The following is a 21830-nucleotide window of genomic DNA, read 5'->3' as shown; positions in this document are numbered from 1 at the left end:
GTGGCCGCCGCCAAACGCGTCTGCTTTCTCTATATCGCGCAACACCATCAGGTCTGGCACAGCCTGTCGGTGGCCGTCGCCATGGCCAGACGCTGGCCGGCCATCAAGGTCGAGATCGCCACGACCACGCCCGAACTGCTGGACTACGTCTCTGGCCTGCTCGCCGAGCTGGGCGGCGCCGCGATCGAGCTCGTCCTGCTGCCGCCGGCCTGGTTGCGCCGCTTCGGCGGCGGCGGCGCCCCGCCCAAGGCGCCGATGCTGATCGCCAACGCCCGACGGCTGGCGCGCTACGACGCGGTGATCACTCCCGAACGGACCACCGCCCTGCTTCGTCAGTTGGGCGTGCGCCACCCGCTGCTGGTCTACACCCAGCACGGCGCCGGCGACCGGGAAGGCCCGTTCGAGCCGCGCCTGAAACTGTTCGACCTGGTCATGGCGGCCGGCCGCAAGCAGCGCGACCGCATGCTGCAAGAGGGCTGGGTCACCGAAGACACCTGCGTCATGGTCGGCTACCCCAAGTTCGACCTGGTCGATGATCTGCCCCAGCGCGCGGCCCCGCGGTTCGACCATCCGGGTCCGGTGGTGCTGTACAATCCGCACTTCCACGCCACGCTGGGCTCCTGGCCCAAGTGGGGCCGGCAGGTGATGGAATTCTTCGCGGCCAATGACCGCTACAACCTGATCTTCGCCCCGCACATCCGCCTGTTCGAGACCGCCTCGACCGAGGAGCGCGCCGCGTTCAAGACCTTCGCCGAGCATCCGCGCATCCATGTCGACCTGGGCGGCCCGGCGGCGGCGGACATGACCTACACCAAGGCGGCCGACCTCTATCTGGGCGACGTCTCCAGTCAGGTCTACGAGTTCCTGCGCACGCCCAAGCCGTGCCTGTTCCTCAATTCCAGCCAAGCAACCTGGTGCGGCGATCCCAGCTTCCATCACTGGCTTTACGGGCCGGTGCTGGAGAACATCGAACGGCTGGGCGAGGCGCTCGACGAGGCCTTCGCCACTCACGACAACTATCGCGAAACCCAGGTATGGGGCATTGAGGAGACGTTCGACATCAGCGACGTCCCGGCCTCGGTCCGGGCGGCGCGCGCCATCGTCGACAAGCTGGAGCGCGAGGCATGACCGACGCGCCTCCCGCCGCTCCAAACCCGCTGAAGCATGTCCTGCGCAACGCCGGCCAACTGCTGAGCGGTCGGATCGTCAACGCCGTCGTCGGCCTGGCCTATATCGCCCTCACCGCCCGGAGTCTGGGCAAGGAGGCGATGGGCGTGGTCGTGCTGATCAACGCCTTCGCGCAGTTCCTGGGCGAGGTGGCGCACTTCCAGTCCTGGCAGACCCTGATCACCTACGGCACGACACCCGCCTTGGAGAACGATCGGCCCAAGTTCCACCAGGTGCTGCGCCTGTCGCTGCTGCTGGACCTGGTGAGCGGCGTGCTGGGCGTCGCCCTGGGCGTGCTGGGCTCGTGGTTGTTCTGGCGCGAACTGAACTGGCCAGCGGGCATGAGCGGCTATGGCGCGCTGTACGCCCTGTCGATCGGGGTGATGACCTCGGCCACGGGCGTCGGGCTGCTGCGCCTGTTCGATCGCTTCCGCTACCTGGCGGGCCAACAGGCGGTGAGTTCGTTCGTGCGGATGATCGGCTGCGGGATCTGCGCCCTGGCCGGCGCGGAGATCCAGTGGTTCCTGGCGGCCTGGGCGGCCGGCACCTTCGTCTCGTTCTTCTATATCGCCGCCATCGCGGCCTGGGATCTGAACAAGCGCGGCCTGCTGAAGGGCTTCACGCTGAGGGGCCCGACCAGCCGCGGCCTGCCGGGCGTCTGGCGCTTCGCCATGGCCACCAACTTCTCCAGCACGATCGATGTGGGCTTCACCCACGTGCTGACCCTGGTGGTCGGCGCCATGCTGGGCCCGGTCCAGGCGGCCTACTGGCGGATCGGCAAGCAGGTGGCCGACGGCATGGCCAAGCCGGCCCGCCTGATGGTGCCGGCCCTCTATCCAGAACTGGCCAAGATGCGCGCCACCGGCGGGCGGCAGGCCATGACCAAGCTGGCCCTGCAAATCGGCCTGATCGGCGGCGGCGCGGCCGCCGCGCTGCTGCTGGTCAGCCTGCTGGCCGGCCGCTGGATCCTGGAGATCGTGATGGGCAAGGCGTTCGGCGCGGCCGCGGGGGTCATGAACTGGCAGGTGGCCGCGGCGGCCATCGCCATCCTGTCCCTGCCGCTGGAGCCGATGCTGGTGTCCATGCGCGCCGCCGGCGCGGCCTTGGCCGTACGCCTCGTGGTCGTTATCGCCTATCTGGCGGCCCTCGGACCGCTGATCAAAACCTTCGGCCTGACCGGCGCGGGAGCCGCTCTGGTTGCGTCCGCTTTGGCGATGGCCGTGGGCATGTATTTCATGGCGCGTCACAGGCTCGCCCGACTCGCCGCGGAGGAAGGCTCCGCGCGCACCGACAAAGACGATGAAAGACTATCTTATGATCACCCCCACGGCGTCTGAGCGTACCGTCCGGTTCGCCGACTTCCCGACCCTGACCCAGGCCCTCGATTTCGCCGCGACCGGCGAGACCGGGGTCAACCTGTATTCGCTGCGCGGCGAACTGGTCGAGGCGATCCCCTACGCCAAGCTGCGCGAGGACGCGCTCGTCCTGGCCCGTCGCCTGCTGGCCACCGGCGCCAAGGTCGGCGACAGCGTGGCCCTTCTGGCCGAGACCGACGCCGACTTCGTACGCGCCTTCTTCGCCTGCCAGTACGCGGGCCTGCTGCCCGCGCCCATGGCCCTGCCGACCCCGCTGGGCGGTCGCGAGGCCTATATCGAGCAGATCAAGAACCTGGCCCAGTCGGCCAAGGCCAAGATCCTGATCGGCCCGAACGGCCTGAAGGACTGGGTGGCCGAGATCGGAGAACGCGCGGGCCTGGAGTTCGCCGGCGTCCTGGCCGACCTGCCGGAAGACGGCGGCGCGGCGCTGCCGACCATCACCCCGGAAGATCCCTGCTACCTGCAGTTCTCATCGGGCAGCACCCGCACCCCGACCGGCGTTCTGGTCCGCCACAAGGCCCTGATGGCCAACTGCGTGGCCATCACCCGCGACGGCCTGCAGGTGACGGCGTCCGACCGCGCGATCTCGTGGCTGCCGCTCTATCACGACATGGGCCTGATCGGCTTCCTGCTCAGCCCGCTCAGCTGCCAGATGTCGGTCGACCTACTGCCGACCGGCGCGTTCGTGCGCCGTCCGCTGCTGTGGATCGACCTGATCGGCCGCAACAAGGCCACCATCGCCTACAGCCCGACCTTCGGCTACGAGCTGTGCGCCCGCCGCGTGCAGGGCCAGCCGCTGGACGCCTACGACCTCAGCCACTGGCGCAGCGCCGGCCTGGGCGGCGACATGATCCGCATGCCGCCGCTGAAGGCCTTCGTCGAGGCGTTCGGCCTGGCCGGCTTCTCGCCCAAGGCTTTCGTGGCCAGCTATGGCATGGCCGAGGCGACCCTGGCCCTGTCGATGGCCCCGCTGGGCAAGGGCCTGCGCGCCGAGACCTTGGATGTCGAACGCCTGGAACGTGACAACCTGGCCGTGGACGCCCCGGAAGGCTCGGACCGCGCCCGCGACTTCGCCCGCTGCGGCCCCGCCCTGCCCGATCACTTCCTGGAGGTCCGCGACGAGACCGGCGACATCCTGCCCGAGCGTGGCGTCGGCCGCATCTTCGCCAAGGGCCCCTCGGTGATGAGCGGCTACTTCGCCAATCCGGAAGAGACCGCCCGCGTGCTGTCGGCCGACGGCTGGCTGGACACCGGCGACATCGGCTTCAAGATCGAGGGCGAGATCGTCATCACCGGCCGCGCCAAGGACCTGATCATCCTCAACGGTCGCAACATCTGGCCGCAAGACCTTGAATGGACGGCGGATCACGAGATCGACGGCCTGCGCAGCGGCGACGTCTGCGCCTTCTCGATCCCCGCCGAGCCGGAAGACCAGATCGTGGTGCTGGTCCAGGCGCGCGGCGGCGACGCCGACACCCGCGCCGCCCTGGTCGAGCAGGTGTCCACCCTGCTGCGCACCCGTCACGGCGTCGAGGCCAAGGTCAAGCTGGTCGGCGCCCACGCCCTGCCCCAGACCTCTTCGGGCAAGCTGAGCCGCTCGAAGGCCAAGACCGCGTACCTGGCCGGCGCTTACGGTGACTAGATCCGTCGTCGCGGTCACCGGCGCCACGGGCTTCCTGGGCCGTCATCTGGTCCGCGCCCTGGCCCAGGACGGCTGGACGCCGCGCGTCCTCGTCCGCCGCGACCCGATCCACCCGCTGTGGCGCGATCTCGAGGTCGAGATCGTCGTCGGCGATCTGAAGACCCCCGGGGCGCTGGACCGCCTGTGCCGGGGCGCCGAGGTGGTGATCCACGTGGCCGGCCTGATCAAGGCCGCCTCGCTGGACGGCTTCAACGTCGTCAATCGTGACGGAGCCCGCGCCGCCGCCCAGGCCGCGCGGACAGCCGGCGCGCGGTTCATCCTGGTGTCCAGCCTCGCCGCGCGCGAACCGCGGCTCTCGAGCTACGGCGCCAGCAAGCGCGCGGGCGAGGACGCGGTGCGCGAGACCAGCCCCAGCGCCCTCATCGTGCGCCCGCCGGCCATCTATGGTCCGGGCGACACGGAGACCCTGGCTCTGTTCGAACTGGCGGCCAAGAGCCCGGTCCTGCCGGTGCTGTCGCCGGGCTCGCGGATCGCCATGATCCACGTCCAGGACGCCGCCGCCAAGCTCGTCGCCTTCTGCCGCAGGCCGGTTTCGGGCCTCGTGGAGCTCTCCGATGTGCGGCGCGATGGTTACACTTGGTCGGAAATCATGACCGCCGCCGGCCAAGTGATGAACCGCGCCCCCCGGCTGGTCCGGTTGCCCGATAACGCGCTACTGCTGGCTGGAATCCTAGCGGATGCTTGGTCTTTCGCCTCAAACAACCCCTCGGTGTTCGGTTTAGGCAAAGCCAGGGAGTTGCTTCACAACGATTGGTCCCTATCTAGCGCTCCGATGGCGGAGGGAGTACCCAGCGTATTCGGTCTGACCGACGGCTTCTTGCACACCGTCGATTGGTATCGAGAACAGGGGTGGTTACCCAAAAACGTCGCTGCCTAGTTCAAATATGGCGGAAATCTGACAGACTCGCCGTTACAGTAGTGTCACGGGTGGGGCTCCCGGAGGTTTAGTTTAGAATGGAAACGGTTACGGATCTCAGCTTGCGCGAGATCGGGGTGGCGGCGAGCAAGGTTCTGGGACGACCCGTAGAGGTTCGTGCAGAGTCGCATATCGGTCGCGATCTCGCCGTGGACTCCCTGGCCCTGATGAACATCATCATGGAGCTCGAAGACACCTTCGACATCTCCATTCCTCTCGATCGCCTGGCCTCTGTCGAGACCGCCGGCGACCTTTCCAAACTGATCAATGATCTCCGGACTAGGGCTTAACTAATGGGGCTATTCGATAAGCACCTGGCCTATCGCGATGCGTACAAGGCCATCCAGAGCGCCGGCGCCGACCCGTTCAAGGTTCGCTTCGACGCCGTGACCTCGCCGACCGAAGGCGTCGTCGAGGGGCGTCCGACCATCCTGCTGGGCACCAACAACTATCTGGGCCTGACCTTCGACGAAGAGGCCATCGCCGCCTCGGTCAAGGCCGTCCAGGAGCGCGGCACCGGCACCACCGGCTCGCGCATCGCCAACGGTTCGTTCGAGGCGCACGTCGAACTCGAGCAGGAACTGGCCAAGTTCTACGGCCGCAAGCACGCCATGGTCTTCACGACCGGCTACCAGGCCAATCTGGGCGTGCTGTCGACCCTGGTCGGCCGCGGCGACCACCTGATCCTCGACGCCGACAGCCACGCCTCGATCTACGACGGCTCGCGTCTGGGCCACGCCGAGGTCATCCGCTTCCGCCACAACGATCCCGAGGACCTGGCCAAGCGCCTGCGCCGCCTGGGCGATGCGCCGGGCGAGCGCCTGATCGTGGTCGAAGGCGTCTATTCGATGATCGGCGACGTCGCGCCGCTGAAGGAAATCGCCGCCGTGAAGCGCGAGCTGGGCGGCTACCTGCTGGTCGACGAAGCCCACTCGATGGGCGTGCTGGGCGCCACGGGCCGCGGCCTGGCCGAGGCGGCCGGCGTGGAAGACGATGTCGACTTCATCGTCGGCACCTTCTCCAAGAGCCTGGGCGCCATCGGCGGCTTCTGCGTCTCGGACATGGACGACTTCGACGTCATGCGCGTCGTCTGCCGTCCGTACATGTTCACCGCCTCGCTGCCGCCGGCCGTGGTCGCCTCGACCATCACCGCCCTGCGCCGCATGATCGAGCAGCCCGAGCTGCGCGACCGCCTGAACCGCAACGCCAAGCGTCTCTACGACGGCCTGACCGCCATGGGCTTCCACACCGGCCCGACGGCCAGCCCGGTGGTCGCCACGACCATCCCGGACCAGGAACGCGCCATCGCCATGTGGAACGGCCTGCTGCAGGCCGGCGTCTACCTGAACCTGGCCTTGCCGCCCGCCACGCCGGACAGCCGTCCGCTGCTGCGCGCCAGCGTCAGCGCCGCCCACACCGACGAGCAGATCGACGCCGTCCTGGGCGCCTTCGCCGAAATCGGCGCGGCCCTGGGCGTCATTGAGCCTCTGAAGCGCGCCCGCGCCTAGGGGTTTTGCCTCTCTGGAAATGCAAACGCCCGGACCTGACGGTCCGGGCGTTTTCGTTTGGTCGTCAACGCGGTCTCCCAAAAATCCGATCTCCCCGGCGAATGCCGGGGAGATCGGAGATAGGTTGGCTCAGATGAGGGCCTAGCTTGCCCTGCGACGGCTCTTCCAGACCTTCAGCAGCACGCCAGGCGCGGCCAGGATGGGATGGCGCTCGCGCCAGGGCGTGACCTCGATGGGCACGCCGGTGTGACGCTCGATCTTCCAGGCGGCGTAGCGCGCCGCGCCCTGGAAGGTGAAGGATGCTTTCATCAGCCGCGCGGCGTTCAGCGGCTTGCCCAACAGCTTGCGCGGCCGCCACTCACGGCGCACGCGGGCGCGCTCGGCCTCTTCCATCGCCCGGCCCTCGTCGCGCCAGACGGCTTCCATGACGTGGTCGTAGCGCTGGGGGTCGAAGCTCAGGATCGAGACCTCGCGGCCGGCCTTCTCGACCCGCAGTTCGGCCTTGTAGGTCTCTCGGAACAGGGCGGTCCACAGGTCGCGCGGCGTCCCGTCGACCGGCCCCAGAGCGCGGGCGTAGCGCGCGGCCGTACGGCAGGCGTCGGTCACCGCGTCGATCACCGTCTCGCGCGCGCCTTCGGCCGCCCAGATCAGAGCGCAGGGCTGCACGAAGCGGGCCCAGATGGTGGTGTCATGGTCCGCGCCGCTGGCGGCCTTGCGGAATTGGCCCAGGGTCATCGAGGCGACCTTGGCCCGCAGCATCCGCCCCTCGTGCTCAAACTCGTGATAGCTGACGTCCGGCCACAGGATGCGGGTGAAGAAGCCGCGCCAGCCGGCCGGCGGCCGCTCTGTTAGGACGTAGTAGTCGAGCACGCCCGACAGGTCGCCCGTCCGCAGGATCGAGCCGTAGAACAGCACCGCCTGGGCGCCCGGAAAGATCGTCGTCAGGCGCTCGGCGAAGGCGGTGATCGGCGCGGGGGTCGGCGTGGAAAGCTCGGCCGCGACGAGGTCGCGAAGGCTGCTCATCCGACGAGGAACCGCAAGGACGGCCCTAGACCGATGGTCAAGTCGCCGCCTTCATAGACCTCGCCGTCCAGCACGAAGGGCGCGCCGCCGGCCAGGCTGATCAGGCGCGGGTCGCGCCGGCGATAGCCCAGGCCTTCCAGGGCCGGTTCGGCCTTGCCGCTCAGCACCATCGGCAGGGCCTTCATGAGCCGTCGCGGCGGGGCGTCGACGTCCAGCAGCTTCAACCCCTCGCGCGGCGCGCCGAAGGGCTTGAGGCCGAACGGCAGGCGCTTGAGGGCGGTGGCCACGATGGCGAAGCGCTCTTCGCCGGGCTGATCCTGGCCGTCGATCGCCAGCCTGGCCGGCACGCCCTCGCGCCACTCGTCCTTGGCCCCGCCGAACAGCGCGCCCATGGTGGCGGACAGGATGGTCACGGCCACGGCGAGGTTATGGAAAAAGCCGACCTTGTGAGCCTTCTGGGCCAGGTTGGTGGCCTTGACCATGGCCCCGACGCCGAAGAAGAAGCCCTGCAGGCACGGCCGGCCATCGGCCCAGCTGACCCGCAGCGGCGGCCGCTCCTTGATGCGCGGATCGGCCTGGCGGGCGGCGATCAGGACTTCCTCCAACCGCCAGTCGTTGGGAGCGCCCAGGTCGATGGCCAGGACGTTGGTCTTGCCCGACGGCAACACCGCCAGCAGCGGCAAATCCTCGCCGAAGGTGTGCGGCAGCAGGCTGATGACGTCGCGCACCGTGCCGTCGCCGCCGTCGATGATCAGCAGGTCGAGGCCCTCGCGGGCGAAGTTCTCGAGTTCCGCTCTCAGGGCGTCACGGCCAAGGGGCTCGACCAGCCGCACGCCCTCGGGCGGCGGACCGGGCGGGTGCGCCCGGTTGCCGTGGCTCTTTGGATTGCGAACAACCCCGATGCGCGTCATTTCGACAGCCAAGACTGGATTGAGCCCTTCGGCGCGGCCAGACCCTGTAGAATCTGGACGGCGTGCACGATCAAGCACACCGCGGTCCAGATAGCCACAAGGGTGAAGCCGATGTCCGGCCGGCCCACGAGGGCGCTGGCCGTCAACAGGATCAGGTTGGGGTTCCGGCGCGCGGTGATCAGGCGGAAGAAGCTGTCGAACGGCCGCCAAGCGTGCACCTCCAGCTTGAAGAGGGCCAGGAAGATCCCCTCCTCCACGCGCTGCAGCACATAGCCGGCGATGACAATGGCCAGGCTCAGGCCCGCATACGGGATCTCCTGGCCGATCGCGTAGACGCCGACGAACCAGGCCCACCACCAGAACGGCGGGTGCAGCAGGTCGATGCCGTGATCGAAGACGTTGCCCCACTTGGACGAGGTCAGGGTCACGCGGGCCAGCTTGCCGTCGACGGTATCGAGGAAGGTCATGATCCAAGCGCAGACCAGGCCCCAGCCGAAGTGGCCGGTCCAGAACAGGTACATGGCCGCCAGCACCAGCAGGAAGCCGATGCCGGTCACCTGGTTGGGGGTCATCTTGGCGATGGCGGCCCAGCGGGTGACGACCCGGGCCGGCGCGGGCCAGACGTACTTGGTGACGAGGTCGGTGACGCCCTTGTACGAGCCTTGGAACAGGCGTTTTTCGACAGCGCGCACGGTTTGCGGCGTCAGGCGTTCCAGCACCGGCGGCTCGCGCTTGCGCAGGGCGCTGTTGTAGGCCGAACCCAGTTCCAGGGCGGTCAAGCGCGTCAGGCGCGGATCCAGGCCGGTGGGGTCCTGCCCGGCCGCCAACGCCTCGGTGGCGGCATAGCCCAGCTCGACCGGGGCGTGGACGGCGACGGCGCGACCGGAGTCGTCGACCAGCACCGCGCCCTCGCGGCCCGCCAGCGCCTTGATCAGCGACTCGTCGAACACCCAGCCGGCGTCGACCGCCACCACGGCGTTCGACAGGTCGACGGCCGGGGTCTCGACCAGACCCAGGCGACGATAGATGCGCGACAGACGCTCGCGCGAGGTCATGCCCCAGATGCGCGCGCCGCTCTCGCCAACGCTCAGAGCCCGAGGTCCCGCAGGCGCGAGGTTTTGGATTTCACCACTCAAAGACAGATATACCCCTTGAAACTCGCGCCGATTGATAAGCAGCTTCGGCTGCTTCGACCAGAACGACCCGAACCGTCTTGCCCATATATCGCATCGCTCACCTCTCCGACCCCCACCTGCCGCCGCCGCGAGGCGCGTTCGGGTGGAAGGACGTCTTCACCAAGCGGCTGCTGAGCCGCATCGCCTGGCGAAAGAAGCGCAAGGTCCACCGGCCCGAAGTGCTGGCGGCCCTCGTCGCCGACGTGAAGGCCGCCGGCCCCGATCATGTGGTGATCAGCGGCGATCTCACCAACTTTGCTTCGCATACGGAGATCGCGGCGGCGACGAAGTGGTTGGAATCCCTGGGACCGGCCAGCGACTGCACCGTCAGCCCCGGCAATCACGACGCCCTCTCCGACAAAGGCAGGGCCGGCGCGGGCGGCGGCGAACGCTTCGCGCCCTGGACGCCGTGGCTGGGCGACGCGGGCGAGGTTCAATTCCCGCAGGTCCGCGTGCGCGGACCCGTCGCGATCTTCAACCTGTGCTCGGCCGTGCCGACCCCGCCGCATCTGGCCACCGGCCGCCTGGGCGAGGATCAGCTTCAGCGGCTGGACCTGGCCCTGGCCGATCCAGCCTACAAGGATCTCTTCCGCCTCGTCGTCCTGCACCACCCGCCGCACAAGGGCGCGGTGTCGAAGCGCAAATCGCTGGATGATCAGGAGGCCCTGCGCGCGCTGCTGGCCAAGCATGGCGCCGACCTCGTCCTGCACGGCCATGCCCACGAGACGATCATCGGATCGGTGCCAGGCCCCAAAGGCTCGGCGATCCCGGTTCTGGGCGTGCCCTCGGCCTCATCGGGACCGGGCGGCCATTCGCCCGCCCGCTGGCATGTAATCGAGGTCGAGCCCAAGCCGGACGGCGGCCACAGCGCTCGTGTCGTCGTGCGGGGCGTCGAGGCCGCTCGTGAAGGTCTGTCGGAACTCGGCCGCTACAATCTGGCCGACATAGGCTAGCGCGGGTAGCGCACCTTGACCCGGATGGTGGTCTCGCCCGGTTTCACGCCGAACCGCACCGAGTCGAACGATGGGAACGCGAACCTGGTCGGCGCATCGTTCGAGTAGCCGTAGCCTTCCAGCGGCATGCCCTGCGGGCTGCGGTCCAGCTCCTTGTTGGCGTTGGCGTCGTGATAGACCTCCACCGCATAGGCGTCGCTGGGCGACGGCAGCCAGAAGCAGGCCTGGCTCATCGGGGCCGAGGTCCTGACCCGCGCCCGCTCCACCTTGCCGCGCGGGGTCAGGAAGCGGCTCGGATCGCCCGGATAAACCGTGATCACCACCTCGCCGGCGTTCGAGCGCAGCGCCCCGACCTGGACATTCAGGCGCGTGGCGCTCTTGCGGCCGACGCACTCCTTGTCCGTCAGGGGCCGGGCCACGCCTTCGGCCCAGGCGATCCCGACCGTCGCGGACGTCAACAACATCGCGCCGACGAGAACGGAACATGCTTTCATCTAAAACGCCGCATCCCTATTGTTATTCACGGGCGACATCAGCCTGAAGTTCCGGCTTTCTCATGACCAATCCCACAGCTCTGGCGTTCGGCTATCCCGGCTCCAAGATCGCGGAGACCGATTACTGGCTGATTCTGGTCCGTCCGAAGCAACCGACATTTGGGTCTTTGGTCCTGGTGTGCAAGGAAACGGTCCGGGCGTTCTCCGAGGTGAGTCCCGCCGCCTTCGCCGACCTGCAAGTCGCCGTGGCCGGCATTGAGCGCCTTCTGAAGGCGCAAGTCGACTACGAGAAGATCAACTACCTGATGCTGATGATGGTCGACAAGGACGTCCACTTCCACGTGCTGCCCCGCTACGAGGGCGCGCGCGCGTATGAGGGACAGAGCTTCCCCGACGCCGGCTGGCCCGCCGCCCCGGATCTTGGAACCGCCGTGGCGCTTTCGAGCGAGGGTGTCGAGCGCCTGGCGCAACGCTTCGCCGAGGCTTGGGTCCAAGCGTGAGCGCCAAGGCATTGAGCATCGGCCCCTTGAGGCTGATCGACCGTTACCTGCTGCGTCTGCTGTTCTGGCCGCTGGTCGGCTGCCTGGGCGTCACGGTCGTGGCCCTGCTGCTGGAGCGTGTCCTGCGCCTGCTGGACGCGCTGTCCCAGAGCAGCGCTCGCTTCGGCTATGTCGCCCAGCTGGCCGCCAACTTGGTGCCGCACTATCTCGGCCTGGCCTTGCCGGTCGCGTTCTTCGTGGCCCTGTTCATCGTCATCACCAAGCTGTCGGACGGCTCGGAGATCGACGCCCTGCTGGCCAGCGGCCAGTCGCTGGAGCGCATCGCCGCGCCGTTCCTGGCCGTAGGCCTGTTCCTCAGCGTCTTCAGCCTGATCGTGTTCGGCTATATGCAGCCCTACAGCCGCTACGCCTACCGCGCTGTGATGCACGCGGCGATCAACGCCGGCTGGAACGGACGCCTGGCGGGCGGGGCCTTCATCGACGACAAGGGCTCGCTGATGACCGCCGACAGCGCCGACGTCGCCGGCCAGCGCCTGACGCGGGTCTTCATCCGCCGCCTGGACGCGCGCGGCCAGGAGGAAATCATCACCGCCGCCCAGGCCGACCTGAAGATGGATCCGGGCGGCAAGACCATCACCATGGACCTGAAGGACGGCCGCCGTATCGCGCGTGACTCCGCTGGCGACTACCGCAACCTGGCTTTCAGCAGCCTGACCACCCAGACCCCCTTGAGCGCCGCGGCGGTGCTGCTGCGGGCGCGCGGCGGCGACGAGCGCGAACTGACGCTGGGCGAGCTCTACCGACAGTCCAAACTGCCCAATCCGATCGTTCCCAAGGCCACGCTGCTGAGCGAACTCTACGGCCGCCTGGCCCGCGCGGCCTTCCTGCCGTTCCTGCCGATGCTGGCCTTCCCACTTGGCCTGGCCTCCAAGCGCGGCAATCGCGCCCCGGGCCTCATCATGGCGGGCGTCCTGCTGCTGGCCTTCCAGCACTCGCTGCTGCTGGGCCAGAGCATGGCCTCGTCCGGTAGGCTACCGTCCATCCCGGCCATCTGGGTTCCGTTCGCGATCTTCGCCGGACTGGGCGTCTGGCTGTTCATGGGCAGCCGCACCCGTCCGGGCGACACGCCGGTCTCGCGCACCGTGCGCCGCATCAACAAGCTGGTCACGCGTTTCGTCCGCCTCTTGCCCCTGCCGAAGAAACGACAAGCCGCATGAGACTTCAGCTCTACGTCCTGAAGACGGTCGCCACCCGGATCCTCGGCGCGGCCCTTATCCTGATGTCCATCCTGCAGATCCTGGACCTGCTGGACGTGACCAACGACATCCTCGACCGGGGCCTGGGCATGGCGGGCGTGGCCTACTACGCCTTCATGCGCCTGCCGCGCCTGTTCGAGCAGATCGCTCCGATCGCCGTGCTGGCCGGCGGCCTGTTCGCCTTCTCGCAGCTGGCCCGCGAAAGCGCGGTCGTCGCCATGCGCGCCACCGGCGTCTCGGGCTACCGCATCATCGGCATGGCCATGCCTGCGGCGGTGTTCGTGATGCTGCTGGACGCTCTCTGCGGCCAATACCTGGCGCCCCGCGCCGATCCCGCCCTGGCCGACTGGTGGAAGAACACGACCCCCGTGGCGGAACGCAAGGTCCCCGCCCCGCGCACCTTCCGCGCGGGGTCCGACCTGGTCATCGGGGCCACGGCCACCGCCGACGGCCGCGAGATCGACAATGTCACCATCTTCCGCCGCGATCCCAAAGGTATCCTGATCGAGAAGGTCGAGGCCCAGAAAGCCCTCTACGCCAATGAGCGCTGGACGCTGGAACAGCCGAAGACCACCCGTTTCTCCGGTGACCTGGCCCAGGCTTCGACCGCCGCCTCGACCACCTGGCCCGCCGCGCTGAAGCCGCGCGACGTCCAGAGCCTGTTCGGCGACGACGCCGTGCCCACCGCCGCCTCCGCCCAGCGCGCCTTGCAAAACGGCGGCTCGGACCGGCCCGAGAGCTTCTACCGCACCCACTTCCACGCGGCCTTCGCCGGCCCGTTCGTGGCCCTGGTCATGCTGCTGCTCAGCGCGCCCGTGGCGCTGGCCAACTTCCGCAGCGGCCAGGGGGCGGTGCTGCTGACCACCGGCCTGGGCGCCGGCCTCTTCTTCCTGGTGGCCAACGGCATGCTGACCGCCCTGGGCGAGTCCGGCGCGCTGGACCCGTTCCTGGCCGTCTGGGCCGCTCCCGCGATCTTCGGCGCCCTCGCCATCCGCACATTCCTGGCCCTGGAGGGGTGATGCCTTTCGACTCCGCGAACGCCGACCTCACGGTCATCCCGGTCAAGACGCCGCAGGAGCTTAAGCGCTTCATCGCCCTGCCCGCCCGCCTGAACGCCAAGGATCCCAACTGGATCACCCCGCTGTTCATGGAGCGCACCGAGGCCCTGACGCCGAAGACCAACCCCTTCTTCGCGCACGCCGAGGTCCAGCTGTTCCTGGCGACGCGCGGCGGCCGCGACGTGGGCCGGATCAGCGCCCAGATCGACCATCTGACGCCGCAGCCGACGCCGGGCCGCCTGGACGGCCATTTCGGCATGATCGCCGCCGAGGACGACGGGGCGGTGTTCCAGGTGCTGTTCCGCGCCGCCGAGGACTGGCTGCGCGCGCGCGGCCGCACTCATGTGGTCGGCCCGTTCAACCTGTCGATCAACGAAGAGGTCGGCCTGCTGGTCGAGGGCTTCGACACCCCGCCAATGATCCTGATGGGCCACGACCCGGTCTATGCCGGCAAGCGGGTCGAGGAACAGGGCTACGCCAAGGCCCAGGACCTGTTCGCCTACAAGGCCGATGAGAACGGCGACATCCCCGAGATCGCCCAGCGCCGGCTCAAGCGCGGTCTGCCCGCCGGCGTCGCGCTGCGCCAGCTGGACATGAAGCGCTATGACGCGGAGGTCCAGACGCTGACGGACATCCTCAACGACGCCTGGTCGGACAACTGGGGCTTCACTCCCACCACCGAGGCCGAAACCGCCCAGTTGGGCAAGGCGCTCAAGCAGGTTATCGACAAGCGCCTGATCTGGTTCGCCGAAATCGACGGCGAGGCCGCCGGCGTCGTGGTCTTCCTGCCCAACGTCAACGAAGCCATCGCCGATCTTGGCGGCAAGCTGCTGCCGTTCGGCTGGGCCAAGCTCTTGTGGCGACTGAAGGTCAAGGGCGTAAAGTCGGCGCGCATCCCGCTGATGGGCGTGAAGAAGAAGTTCTCCAGCACCCAGCGCGGCCGCATGCTGCCGTTCTGGATGATGAAGGCCAGCCGCGATACCGCGATGAGCCTGGGCTACAATCGCTACGAGATCTCGTGGGTGCTGGAGGCCAACAAGGCCATGACCCACATCGCCGAGAACGTGGGCGGCACGCACTACAAGACCTATCGCGTCTACGAGAAAGCCCTTTGAGCTCCTTTAAAGTCCTCATCCTGGCCGGTTCGCGCGGCGGCGAGGTCGATCCCGTCGCCGCCTACGCCGGCGTCCGCCACAAGGCCCTGATCACGCTGGAGGGCAAGACCCTGCTCAGCCGCGTGCTGGGCGCGATCGAGGCCGCCGGTCCCGAGCGCGTCGGCGTCGCGGCCAATGACGAGGCGATCAAGACGGCCCTGGAGGGCGCCAGGGTCGTGGTGCTTCCCACCGCCTCGGGTCCCAGCCAGAGCGTCGAGAACGCCGCGAAAGAACTGGGCTTTCCGCTGGTGGTGACCACGGTCGACCACGCCCTGCTCAAGCCCGAGTGGATCACCCAGTTCCTGGCCGACACGCCCGACTGGGCCGACGTCGCCGTGCTGCTGGCCCCCGAAGACCGCGTGCGGGCCGCCGCGCCGCGGACCAAGCGGACCTATCTGCGCTTCCAGGACGGCCGCTATTCGGGCTGCAACCTCTTCCTGCTGCGTAACGAGAACGCCCTTAACGTCGTCCATGTCTGGCGCAAGGTCGAGGCGCTGCGCAAGCAGCCCTGGAAGATCGCCGCCATGCTGGGGCCCAGCTTCCTGATCCGTTACCTGCTGAACTGGCTGACCCTGGACGAGGCCGTGCTGAAGCTAGGCAAGCTGGCCAAGGTCAAGGCCGCCGCCGTGCGCGCCCACGACGGCCTGGCGGCGGTCGATGTCGACAAGCCATCGGATCTGGATCTCGTGCGCGAACTGGTGGGCGAAACCTGAACAGCGAAACCTCGCCCTTCGACAAGCTCAGGGTGAGGTTTCTGATGAACCGCCGCAAAAAGTAGTCCTCATCCTGAGCTTGTCGAAGGACGAGGACGGCGCCCTCAGACCACTTCGGCTTCCTTCGCCGCCCACTCGGCGGTCAGGGCGCGATTGCGCACGAGGTCTTCGGGGAAGTCCATCTCGGCCCACTCCAGGCCCTGGATCGAGCGCACGCGGACCACATCGTGGGCCTGGGCGATCTCGTTGATTACGCTGAGGTACCAGCGCTTCAGGCCTTCCGGCTTGCGCATGATCTTTTCCAGCGTCTCGATGAACAGGGCCGAGCCCTCTGCGTCGAAGCGCAGGAAGCCGATTGATTCCGCGTCGTACGCGGTGATCGTCTTGCCGATGGCGCGCAGGGCGTCGCCCTCGGTCAGGACCTTCATGTCGTCGCTGTCGTAGACGCCGTCGGCCTTGCGATCGACCGTCACGGTGATCGGGGCGGCCGGCGCGCTGATCAGACGCTCGGCGATGGCCGGCTCGAACAGGGTGTCGCCATTGAGGATCATGAACGGCCCGCCGCGCATCTCCTCGCGCGCCAGCCAGCAGGTCGCGAGGTTGTCGGTGACGCTGTAGAAGGGGTTGTAGAGCGTGCGAACGCTCATCCCCGGAAACCGCAGGCGCGCGACCTCGGCCTCGACCAGATCGGCGCGGAAGCCGGTGACGACCACCGCCTCGGTCACGCCCGCCTGATGCAGGTGGCGCAGCTGCCATTCCAGCACCGTACGGCCGGCCAGCTCGACCAGGCACTTGGGCCGGTCGTCGGTCAGGGGCGACAGGCGCTTGCCCTGACCGGCGCTGAGAATGAGGGTCTTGACCGGCTGCATGACGTTTCGGGATCTCGCTGGAAATCGGGGCGGCTTGGCCCCTCTAGGAATCGCTGGACCGCCCACCTCGCGGTCACGGGCGCATAACTGAGCACGAACCGGCCTCACGGCAAGTCCGAGCGGACCGCCAAAAGCGGGTCATGGCGTCGCGGCGCAAGCCCCCGCGCGCGTTTTTCCATGACCGCGCCCCCAAGGACACGCCTTAGGGGGTGTAACCCAGACGCTACAGTGAACCGACCGTGCACGGAAAAGGACGTCCTTCCCCCCTTCCGGAAACTGAACCATTCCACCATATGGCCATTGTCATACTCGGAGACGGGCGGGGGCCTCGGGGGATGTAACCAACGGAGGCGTCGTGCTGCTCGCGGAAAGACCTTTTCATCAGCCCGCAGAGGAAAATTCCGCCGAAGGCCTGCGTCTGGCGCTATTTTCCGGGAACTACAATTATACGCGCGACGGCTCGAACCAGGCGCTCAATCGCCTGTCCGCCTACCTGATACGCCACGGCGCCGAGGTTCGCGTCTATTCGCCCACCACCGACACGCCGGCGTTCGAACCGGCCGGTGAACTGGTGTCCGCGCCATCGATCGCGATTCCGGGGCGCGGCGAGTATCGTCTGGCGCTGGGCCTGAACCGCGCGCTGCGCGCCGACCTGGCCGACTTCCGCCCGACCGCCGTCCACCTGTCCGCGCCCGACCTGCTGGGCGCCCAGGCCGGGAAATGGGGCCGCAAGATGGGTCTGCCCGTGGTGGCCAGCCTGCACACCCGGTTCGAGACCTACCTGTCGTACTACGGCCTCGACTGGCTGCGCCCTAGCGTCGAGCGCTATCTGGACAGGTTCTATCGCGGCTGCGACCGCGTGCTGGCTCCCAACGCCCCGATCGCCGAGCTGCTGCGCGAACAAGGCCTGGGCGAGCGCGTGCGCGTCTGGGGGCGGGGCGTCGACCGCGAACGCTTCTCGCCGGTCAAGCGCGACCTGAACTGGCGCCGGTCGATGGGTATCGATGACAACGAGATCGTCGTGGCGTTCCTGGGCCGTCTGGTCATGGAGAAGGGCCTGGACGTCCTCTGCGAGACGTTCGTCCGCCTGCGCGGCCAGCCGATCCGCGCCCTGATCATCGGCGAGGGTCCCGCCCGCGCTTTCGTCGAGGAGCGCCTGCCCGAGGCCATCCTGACCGGTCACCTGGACGGCGCCGACCTGGGCCGCGCGGTGTCCAGCGCCGATATCCTGTTCAACCCCAGCCTGACCGAAGCCTTCGGCAACGCCAGCCTGGAGGGCATGGCCGCGGGCCTGGCCGTGGTCTGCCCGCGCGCGCCCAGCACCAGCGCCCTGATCGCCGACGGCCAGGACGGCGTACTGGCCGCCGGCGCCGAAGCGCAGGCCTATGCCGCGGCGATCGAGAGCCTGATCTCCGAACCCCTGCGCCGCGTGCGCCTGGGCCGCGCCGCCCGCCGGTCCAGCGCTCGCTACGACTGGAACACCATCTGTGGCGAGGTGCTGGACGTTTATCGAGAACTGGGCGTGACCGCCGACCGACGGGCGCGCTCGGCCGCATGACGATGGATCCGGAGGGGCCAGCGAAACGCAGACCTTCGCTCTGGCGGGGCTGGTTGCTGACGATCGGCGTCGCCCTGTTGGCGATCCTGCTGGCCACGCACGGCGTCGGCGCGGTCCGCGAGATCCTGGGCCAGGTTGGCTGGCAGGCGTTGATCGTCATCGCCGCCCACCTGCCCGTGACCTTCCTGGCCACAGTCAGTTGGCAGGTCCTGCTGCCGCCCGATCGCCGCCCGCCCCTGACCTTTCTGTTTCGCGTCCGCCTGATCAAGGAGGCGGTCAACGCCCTTCTCCCGGTCGCCCAGGTCGGCGGCGATGTCGTGCGGGCCAAGCTGTCGGCCCGCAACGGCCTGACCCTGGCCGAGGCCACCGCGAGCTGCGTCGTCGACGTGCTGGCCGGCACGGTGGGCCTGGTGCTGTTCGTCCTGGCCAGCCTGCTCGTGGCCATCGCCACGCTGCACGACCCACGCCTGGCGCAAGCCGGCCTGACCCTGGTCGCCATCGTCGTCGGCGTCGTGCTGACCGCCTATCTGGCCCACAAGGCCGGCCTGCACCGACGTCTGAGTCAATTCTCGCAACGCTGGACCGCCATAGCCGGCCGGGCCGGTGAGCTGGGCGAGGCCTTCCGCCTCATCGGCCGCCAGCGCGGAAACCTGTTCGCCTCCTGGGCCTGGCACATGGCCGCCTGGATCGCGGGCGCGTTCGAGACCTATGTCTCGATGTGGGCCCTGGGTCTCAATCCCACCCTGCTTCAGGCCCTCATCGTCGAGGGCCTCGCCCAGACGGCCAAGGTCGTCGGCTTCGCCATACCCGGCGCCCTCGGCGTGCAGGAAGGCGGCTATCTGCTGCTGGGCGGCGCTCTGGGTCTTACGCCCGACCAGGCCCTGGCCCTGTCGCTGCTGCGTCGCCTGCGCGAGCTGACGCTCGGCGTGATCGGCCTGGTGCTGTGGCGAACGACGCGAGCGCCGGCGGCCGACCCCGAGCCCGTGACGGCTTAAAGCCAGCCGTTGGAGCGGGCGATCCGGCCGGCCTCGACCCGGTTGGCCGCGCCCAGCTTCTGGGCCGCTTCCGACAGGTAATTGCGCACCGTGCCGGGCGAGAGGTCCAGCACGTCGGCGATATCCTTGTTCGAACGCCCCTCCTCCGCCAGGCGCAGGATCTCGCGCTCGCGGTCGGTCAGCGGATCGGGCTGGGCGTCCCACACCGCCTCGGACAGCTCCGGCGCGATGGCCCGCCCGCCGGCGGCGACGGTGCGGACGGCGGCGGCCAGCACGCTGCTGGGACCGTCCTTGAGGAGGTAGCCCTTCACCCCCGCCTCCATGGCCCGGCGCAGATAGCCTGGCCGGCCGAAGGTGGTGACGATCAGCACCCGCGTCGTCGAGCCCCCGGCCTTCAGTCGGGCGGCGACGTCGATGCCGGTCAGGCTGGGCATCTCGATGTCGGAGATCAGCACGTCCGGCTTCTCGGCCTTGACCAGCTCCAGGGCGACGGCGCCGTCGGGCGCGCGGCCAACGACCTGGATGTCGCCTTCCATCTCGAGCAGCGCGCTGAGCGCCCCCAGCACCATCTTCTGGTCTTCGGCGATGACGACGCGGATCACGAAACGGTCTCCCCATTCGCGTTGCTCAGGGGCGCGGTGGCGACGAGGCGGGTCCCCGTCTTGCCGGACTTGATGTCCAGGGCCCCGCCGATGGCGGCAAGACGCGCGCGCATGCCTTTCAGACCCGAGCCCTCGACCAGCCGGCCGCTGCCCCCCGGACCATTGTCGGCGATAGTGAGCGTGAGCGCCTTGGCGCTGGGCTCCAGCGTGATGTCACACCGCTTGGCGCCGGCGTGGCGGATGACGTTGGTCACCCCCTCGCGCAGGGCCATGGCCAGCACGGCTTCCTGAGCCGGGTAGCCGTCGGCGGTGAGAGCCGAGATCTCGGCCTCGATATCCGCGGCGGCCAAGGCCTGGCGGGCCTTGTCGATCTCGAACGCCAGGGAGGCGCCTTTCATGCCGACCACCGCCGTGCGCACCTCGGAGAGGGCCTCGCGGGCGGCGGCGGCGACGGCCTGCATCTCGCGCTCGGCGGCCTCGGAGTCGCGGCTGACCAGGCGGGCGGCCAACTCGGCCTTCACGGCCACCAGGGTCAGGGTGTGCCCCAGAAGGTCGTGCAGGTCGCGGGAGATCCGCTCCCGCTCGGCCGTCGTGGCCAGGGCCCGAACCTCCTCGTGGGCGACGGCCAGTTCCTGGTTCTTCCGCTCGACATCCATCTGCATGAGGGTGGCGAAGCCGGTGATGCCACCGAACAACACGCCCGAGGCCCAGATCGGCCAGACGTGGCGATAGAAGACCAGCCCCACCGCCAGCAGCACGATCTCCAGGACGATCATCACCCGGATCGACATCCGCCGCGACGGCAGGCGCGAGGCGAACGACATGGCGTAGATCGTGTAGACGCTCCAGCCGGCGTTGAAGGGCGAAAGCGCCAGGCCGATGCCGTAGATCGCCAGCACCTGCCATGGCGCCGGTCGGCCCCGCTGGTTCCAGATCGTCCAGAAGAGGGCGAGGAAGACGAGAAGGCCCGCGATTGAGGCGACGACTTCCAGCGAGCTGGGTCGGTGGTTGAACCACGAGACGAAGTAGAACGGCAGGTAGGAGAGGAACACGAGGCTCCAGCGTCGCCGGTGGCCGGCCTCGGCGAGGGTCGCCGAGGCCTTGTTCTTGTTGGGTGTCGCCTGATCCATGGCGGCGATGTCGCGCGGCGGGCTCGTCACGGTCAAGCCGATTGCCGCCGCCAGGCCGACCAGGCCCCGATCATGGCGGCGATGCTGATCGCGGCCAGGATCGAGAGGTGATGCGGGACGTCCGCCATCGGCCGCATGCCCGACAACATCTGCGACAGCTGTCCCAGGTGATAGGACGGCGTGACCTCGGCGATGTCACCGGCCCACTTCGGCATGATGCTAAGCGGAACCCACAGGCCGCCGAACAGGCAGAGGCTCAGGAACAGCAGGTTGGCGACGGCGGTGGCCCCTTGCGAACCGAACCGCAGGCCGACGTTCAGGCCGATCAGGGCGAACGGGACGGCCGAGACCAGGCCCAGACCCAGGGTCGCGGCCCAGCGCCAGGGGACCATTCTAACCCCGCCGAACCAGGCCAGCACGCCGAGCAGGCCGATCGCGACACCGACCAGAACGAGCGCGGCGACCAGGCGGCCGGCCAGGTAGCCGCCGGCGGGCAGCGGCGCGATCTGCTTCAGCTCGATCAGCTTGGCTTCGCGCTCGGCGGCGACAGCGGCGCCGAAGCCGAACATGGCCGGGGCGATGGCGGCGAAGATCACGTAGTTGGCCAGCATCATATGGGCGATCTCCTCGCGCCCCTTGCTGAGACCAAGGCCCATCACCCCATAGAACAGCAGCGGCAGGGCCACGCTGGGGATGATGAACTGCGGGGTGCGCCAGGTGGAGACGACCTGGGCCCGGGCTTCACGGACGTAGACGAACAGGGTGTGCAT

General features: G+C 68.5%; 22 protein-coding genes. 14 read left to right on the top strand and 8 right to left on the bottom strand.

Going from position 1 to position 21830, the window contains the following annotated elements:
• The 6 genes from AC1RNC_RS05690 (at position 1) to spt (ending at position 6669) form a co-directional block, all read left to right on the top strand.
• The gene (locus tag AC1RNC_RS05690; RefSeq protein WP_492884467.1) at positions 1 to 1128 is read left to right on the top strand and encodes a CDP-glycerol glycerophosphotransferase family protein; all 1128 of its coding nucleotides are present in this window, start codon (positions 1 to 3) and stop codon (positions 1126 to 1128) included.
• Positions 1125 to 2504, top strand: coding sequence for a lipopolysaccharide biosynthesis protein (locus tag AC1RNC_RS05685; RefSeq protein WP_492884465.1), 1380 nt, complete (start codon positions 1125 to 1127; stop codon positions 2502 to 2504). Before AC1RNC_RS05690 ends, AC1RNC_RS05685 begins: the two co-directional genes overlap by 4 nt.
• Positions 2467 to 4185: a fatty acyl-AMP ligase gene (locus AC1RNC_RS05680; protein ID WP_492884464.1), complete on the top strand. Its 1719-nt coding sequence runs from the start codon at positions 2467 to 2469 to the stop codon at positions 4183 to 4185. Before AC1RNC_RS05685 ends, AC1RNC_RS05680 begins: the two co-directional genes overlap by 38 nt.
• On the top strand, positions 4178 to 5122 hold the full coding sequence (cerR, locus tag AC1RNC_RS05675) for a ceramide reductase (protein ID WP_492884462.1): 945 nt from the start codon (positions 4178 to 4180) through the stop codon (positions 5120 to 5122). The genes AC1RNC_RS05680 and cerR overlap by 8 nt, the downstream gene beginning before the upstream one ends.
• Before the next feature lie 77 nt (positions 5123 to 5199).
• The gene (locus AC1RNC_RS05670; protein WP_013079816.1) at positions 5200 to 5451 is read left to right on the top strand and encodes an acyl carrier protein; all 252 of its coding nucleotides are present in this window, start codon (positions 5200 to 5202) and stop codon (positions 5449 to 5451) included.
• Between the two features lie 3 nt (positions 5452 to 5454).
• On the top strand, positions 5455 to 6669 hold the full coding sequence (gene spt, locus AC1RNC_RS05665) for a serine palmitoyltransferase (protein ID WP_492839594.1): 1215 nt from the start codon (positions 5455 to 5457) through the stop codon (positions 6667 to 6669).
• Positions 6670 to 6810: 141 nt separating this feature from the next.
• Here the strand turns inward: spt and AC1RNC_RS05660 are convergent, their stop codons facing one another.
• Genes AC1RNC_RS05660 through AC1RNC_RS05650 form a run of 3 tightly spaced genes read right to left on the bottom strand, consistent with a single transcriptional unit; the run spans position 6811 to position 9658 of the window.
• Positions 6811 to 7692: a hypothetical protein gene (locus AC1RNC_RS05660; RefSeq protein WP_492884459.1), complete on the bottom strand. Its 882-nt coding sequence runs from the start codon at positions 7690 to 7692 to the stop codon at positions 6811 to 6813.
• Entirely contained in the window at positions 7689 to 8681 is a 993-nt protein-coding gene (locus AC1RNC_RS05655) for a diacylglycerol/lipid kinase family protein (protein WP_492884457.1), read from the bottom strand. The genes AC1RNC_RS05660 and AC1RNC_RS05655 overlap by 4 nt, the downstream gene beginning before the upstream one ends.
• Entirely contained in the window at positions 8600 to 9658 is a 1059-nt protein-coding gene (locus AC1RNC_RS05650; protein ID WP_492884455.1) for a CDP-alcohol phosphatidyltransferase family protein, read from the bottom strand. Before AC1RNC_RS05650 ends, AC1RNC_RS05655 begins: the two co-directional genes overlap by 82 nt.
• Positions 9659 to 9816: 158 nt before the next feature.
• Between AC1RNC_RS05650 and AC1RNC_RS05645 the strand changes: the two genes are divergently transcribed.
• Entirely contained in the window at positions 9817 to 10731 is a 915-nt protein-coding gene (locus AC1RNC_RS05645; RefSeq protein WP_492884453.1) for a metallophosphoesterase family protein, read from the top strand.
• Here AC1RNC_RS05645 and AC1RNC_RS05640 read toward each other — a convergent pair.
• Complete coding sequence (locus AC1RNC_RS05640; RefSeq protein WP_492884452.1) at positions 10728 to 11225, bottom strand: DUF2141 domain-containing protein; 498 nt, start codon at positions 11223 to 11225, stop codon at positions 10728 to 10730. The genes AC1RNC_RS05645 and AC1RNC_RS05640 overlap by 4 nt on opposite strands.
• 62 nt (positions 11226 to 11287) lie before the next feature.
• Between AC1RNC_RS05640 and AC1RNC_RS05635 the strand changes: the two genes are divergently transcribed.
• From AC1RNC_RS05635 to AC1RNC_RS05615, 5 genes are read left to right on the top strand one after another with little or no spacing between them, the layout of a single operon-like run.
• Positions 11288 to 11725: an HIT family protein gene (locus AC1RNC_RS05635; RefSeq protein WP_492884450.1), complete on the top strand. Its 438-nt coding sequence runs from the start codon at positions 11288 to 11290 to the stop codon at positions 11723 to 11725.
• Positions 11722 to 12942: an LptF/LptG family permease gene (locus AC1RNC_RS05630; protein ID WP_492884448.1), complete on the top strand. Its 1221-nt coding sequence runs from the start codon at positions 11722 to 11724 to the stop codon at positions 12940 to 12942. The genes AC1RNC_RS05635 and AC1RNC_RS05630 overlap by 4 nt, the downstream gene beginning before the upstream one ends.
• The gene (locus tag AC1RNC_RS05625; RefSeq protein ID WP_492884446.1) at positions 12939 to 14000 is read left to right on the top strand and encodes an LptF/LptG family permease; all 1062 of its coding nucleotides are present in this window, start codon (positions 12939 to 12941) and stop codon (positions 13998 to 14000) included. Before AC1RNC_RS05630 ends, AC1RNC_RS05625 begins: the two co-directional genes overlap by 4 nt.
• Entirely contained in the window at positions 14000 to 15154 is a 1155-nt protein-coding gene (gene bcerS / locus AC1RNC_RS05620) for a ceramide synthase (RefSeq protein WP_492884444.1), read from the top strand. The genes AC1RNC_RS05625 and bcerS overlap by 1 nt, the downstream gene beginning before the upstream one ends.
• Positions 15058 to 15906, top strand: a complete 849-nt coding sequence (locus AC1RNC_RS05615; RefSeq protein WP_492884443.1) for a nucleotidyltransferase family protein — start codon at positions 15058 to 15060, stop codon at positions 15904 to 15906. The genes bcerS and AC1RNC_RS05615 overlap by 97 nt, the downstream gene beginning before the upstream one ends.
• Positions 15907 to 16010: 104 nt before the next feature.
• Here AC1RNC_RS05615 and AC1RNC_RS05610 read toward each other — a convergent pair whose 3' ends face one another.
• The gene (locus AC1RNC_RS05610) at positions 16011 to 16775 is read right to left on the bottom strand and encodes a phosphocholine cytidylyltransferase family protein (protein WP_492839580.1); all 765 of its coding nucleotides are present in this window, start codon (positions 16773 to 16775) and stop codon (positions 16011 to 16013) included.
• Between the two features lie 355 nt (positions 16776 to 17130).
• Between AC1RNC_RS05610 and AC1RNC_RS05605 the strand changes: the two genes are divergently transcribed.
• Both AC1RNC_RS05605 and AC1RNC_RS05600 read left to right on the top strand, forming a co-directional pair.
• A complete protein-coding gene (locus AC1RNC_RS05605) occupies positions 17131 to 18333 on the top strand; it encodes a glycosyltransferase family 4 protein (protein WP_492884441.1) in 1203 nt (400 codons plus the stop codon).
• Positions 18334 to 18386: 53 nt separating this feature from the next.
• The gene (locus tag AC1RNC_RS05600; protein WP_492884440.1) at positions 18387 to 19328 is read left to right on the top strand and encodes a flippase-like domain-containing protein; all 942 of its coding nucleotides are present in this window, start codon (positions 18387 to 18389) and stop codon (positions 19326 to 19328) included.
• Here AC1RNC_RS05600 and AC1RNC_RS05595 read toward each other — a convergent pair.
• Genes AC1RNC_RS05595 through AC1RNC_RS05585 form a run of 3 tightly spaced genes read right to left on the bottom strand, consistent with a single transcriptional unit; the run spans position 19325 to position 21830 of the window.
• On the bottom strand, positions 19325 to 19930 hold the full coding sequence (locus AC1RNC_RS05595) for a response regulator transcription factor (RefSeq protein WP_492884439.1): 606 nt from the start codon (positions 19928 to 19930) through the stop codon (positions 19325 to 19327). The two genes, AC1RNC_RS05600 and AC1RNC_RS05595, sit on opposite strands and share 4 nt — an antisense overlap.
• Positions 19927 to 21090: a sensor histidine kinase gene (locus AC1RNC_RS05590; RefSeq protein ID WP_492885482.1), complete on the bottom strand. Its 1164-nt coding sequence runs from the start codon at positions 21088 to 21090 to the stop codon at positions 19927 to 19929. The genes AC1RNC_RS05595 and AC1RNC_RS05590 overlap by 4 nt, the downstream gene beginning before the upstream one ends.
• Positions 21091 to 21092: 2 nt before the next feature.
• Entirely contained in the window at positions 21093 to 21830 is a 738-nt protein-coding gene (locus AC1RNC_RS05585) for an ABC transporter permease (protein WP_492884438.1), read from the bottom strand.

This window comes from Caulobacter sp. GW822-FHT01G02 (assembly GCF_058802865.1).
Note: the sequence above shows the minus strand (reverse complement) of the source record. Positions and strands in the feature narration are given on the sequence as shown.

Excerpts from the sequence above, each read along its gene's own strand:
- AC1RNC_RS05685 (WP_492884465.1), top strand. The coding sequence starts at position 1,125 with ATGACCGACGCGCCTCCCGCCGCTCCAAACCCGCTGAAGCATGTCCTG.
- AC1RNC_RS05680 (WP_492884464.1), top strand. The coding sequence starts at position 2,467 with ATGAAAGACTATCTTATGATCACCCCCACGGCGTCTGAGCGTACCGTC.
- AC1RNC_RS05650 (WP_492884455.1), bottom strand. The coding sequence starts at position 9,658 with ATGACCTCGCGCGAGCGTCTGTCGCGCATCTATCGTCGCCTGGGTCTG.
- AC1RNC_RS05625 (WP_492884446.1), top strand. The coding sequence starts at position 12,939 with ATGAGACTTCAGCTCTACGTCCTGAAGACGGTCGCCACCCGGATCCTC.
- AC1RNC_RS05610 (WP_492839580.1), bottom strand. The coding sequence starts at position 16,775 with ATGCAGCCGGTCAAGACCCTCATTCTCAGCGCCGGTCAGGGCAAGCGC.
- AC1RNC_RS05670 (WP_013079816.1), top strand. The coding sequence starts at position 5,200 with ATGGAAACGGTTACGGATCTCAGCTTGCGCGAGATCGGGGTGGCGGCG.
- AC1RNC_RS05635 (WP_492884450.1), top strand. The coding sequence starts at position 11,288 with ATGACCAATCCCACAGCTCTGGCGTTCGGCTATCCCGGCTCCAAGATC.
- AC1RNC_RS05585 (WP_492884438.1), bottom strand. The coding sequence starts at position 21,830 with ATGCACACCCTGTTCGTCTACGTCCGTGAAGCCCGGGCCCAGGTCGTC.
- spt (WP_492839594.1), top strand. The coding sequence starts at position 5,455 with ATGGGGCTATTCGATAAGCACCTGGCCTATCGCGATGCGTACAAGGCC.
- bcerS (WP_492884444.1), top strand. The coding sequence starts at position 14,000 with ATGCCTTTCGACTCCGCGAACGCCGACCTCACGGTCATCCCGGTCAAG.
- AC1RNC_RS05640 (WP_492884452.1), bottom strand. The coding sequence starts at position 11,225 with ATGAAAGCATGTTCCGTTCTCGTCGGCGCGATGTTGTTGACGTCCGCG.
- AC1RNC_RS05660 (WP_492884459.1), bottom strand. The coding sequence starts at position 7,692 with ATGAGCAGCCTTCGCGACCTCGTCGCGGCCGAGCTTTCCACGCCGACC.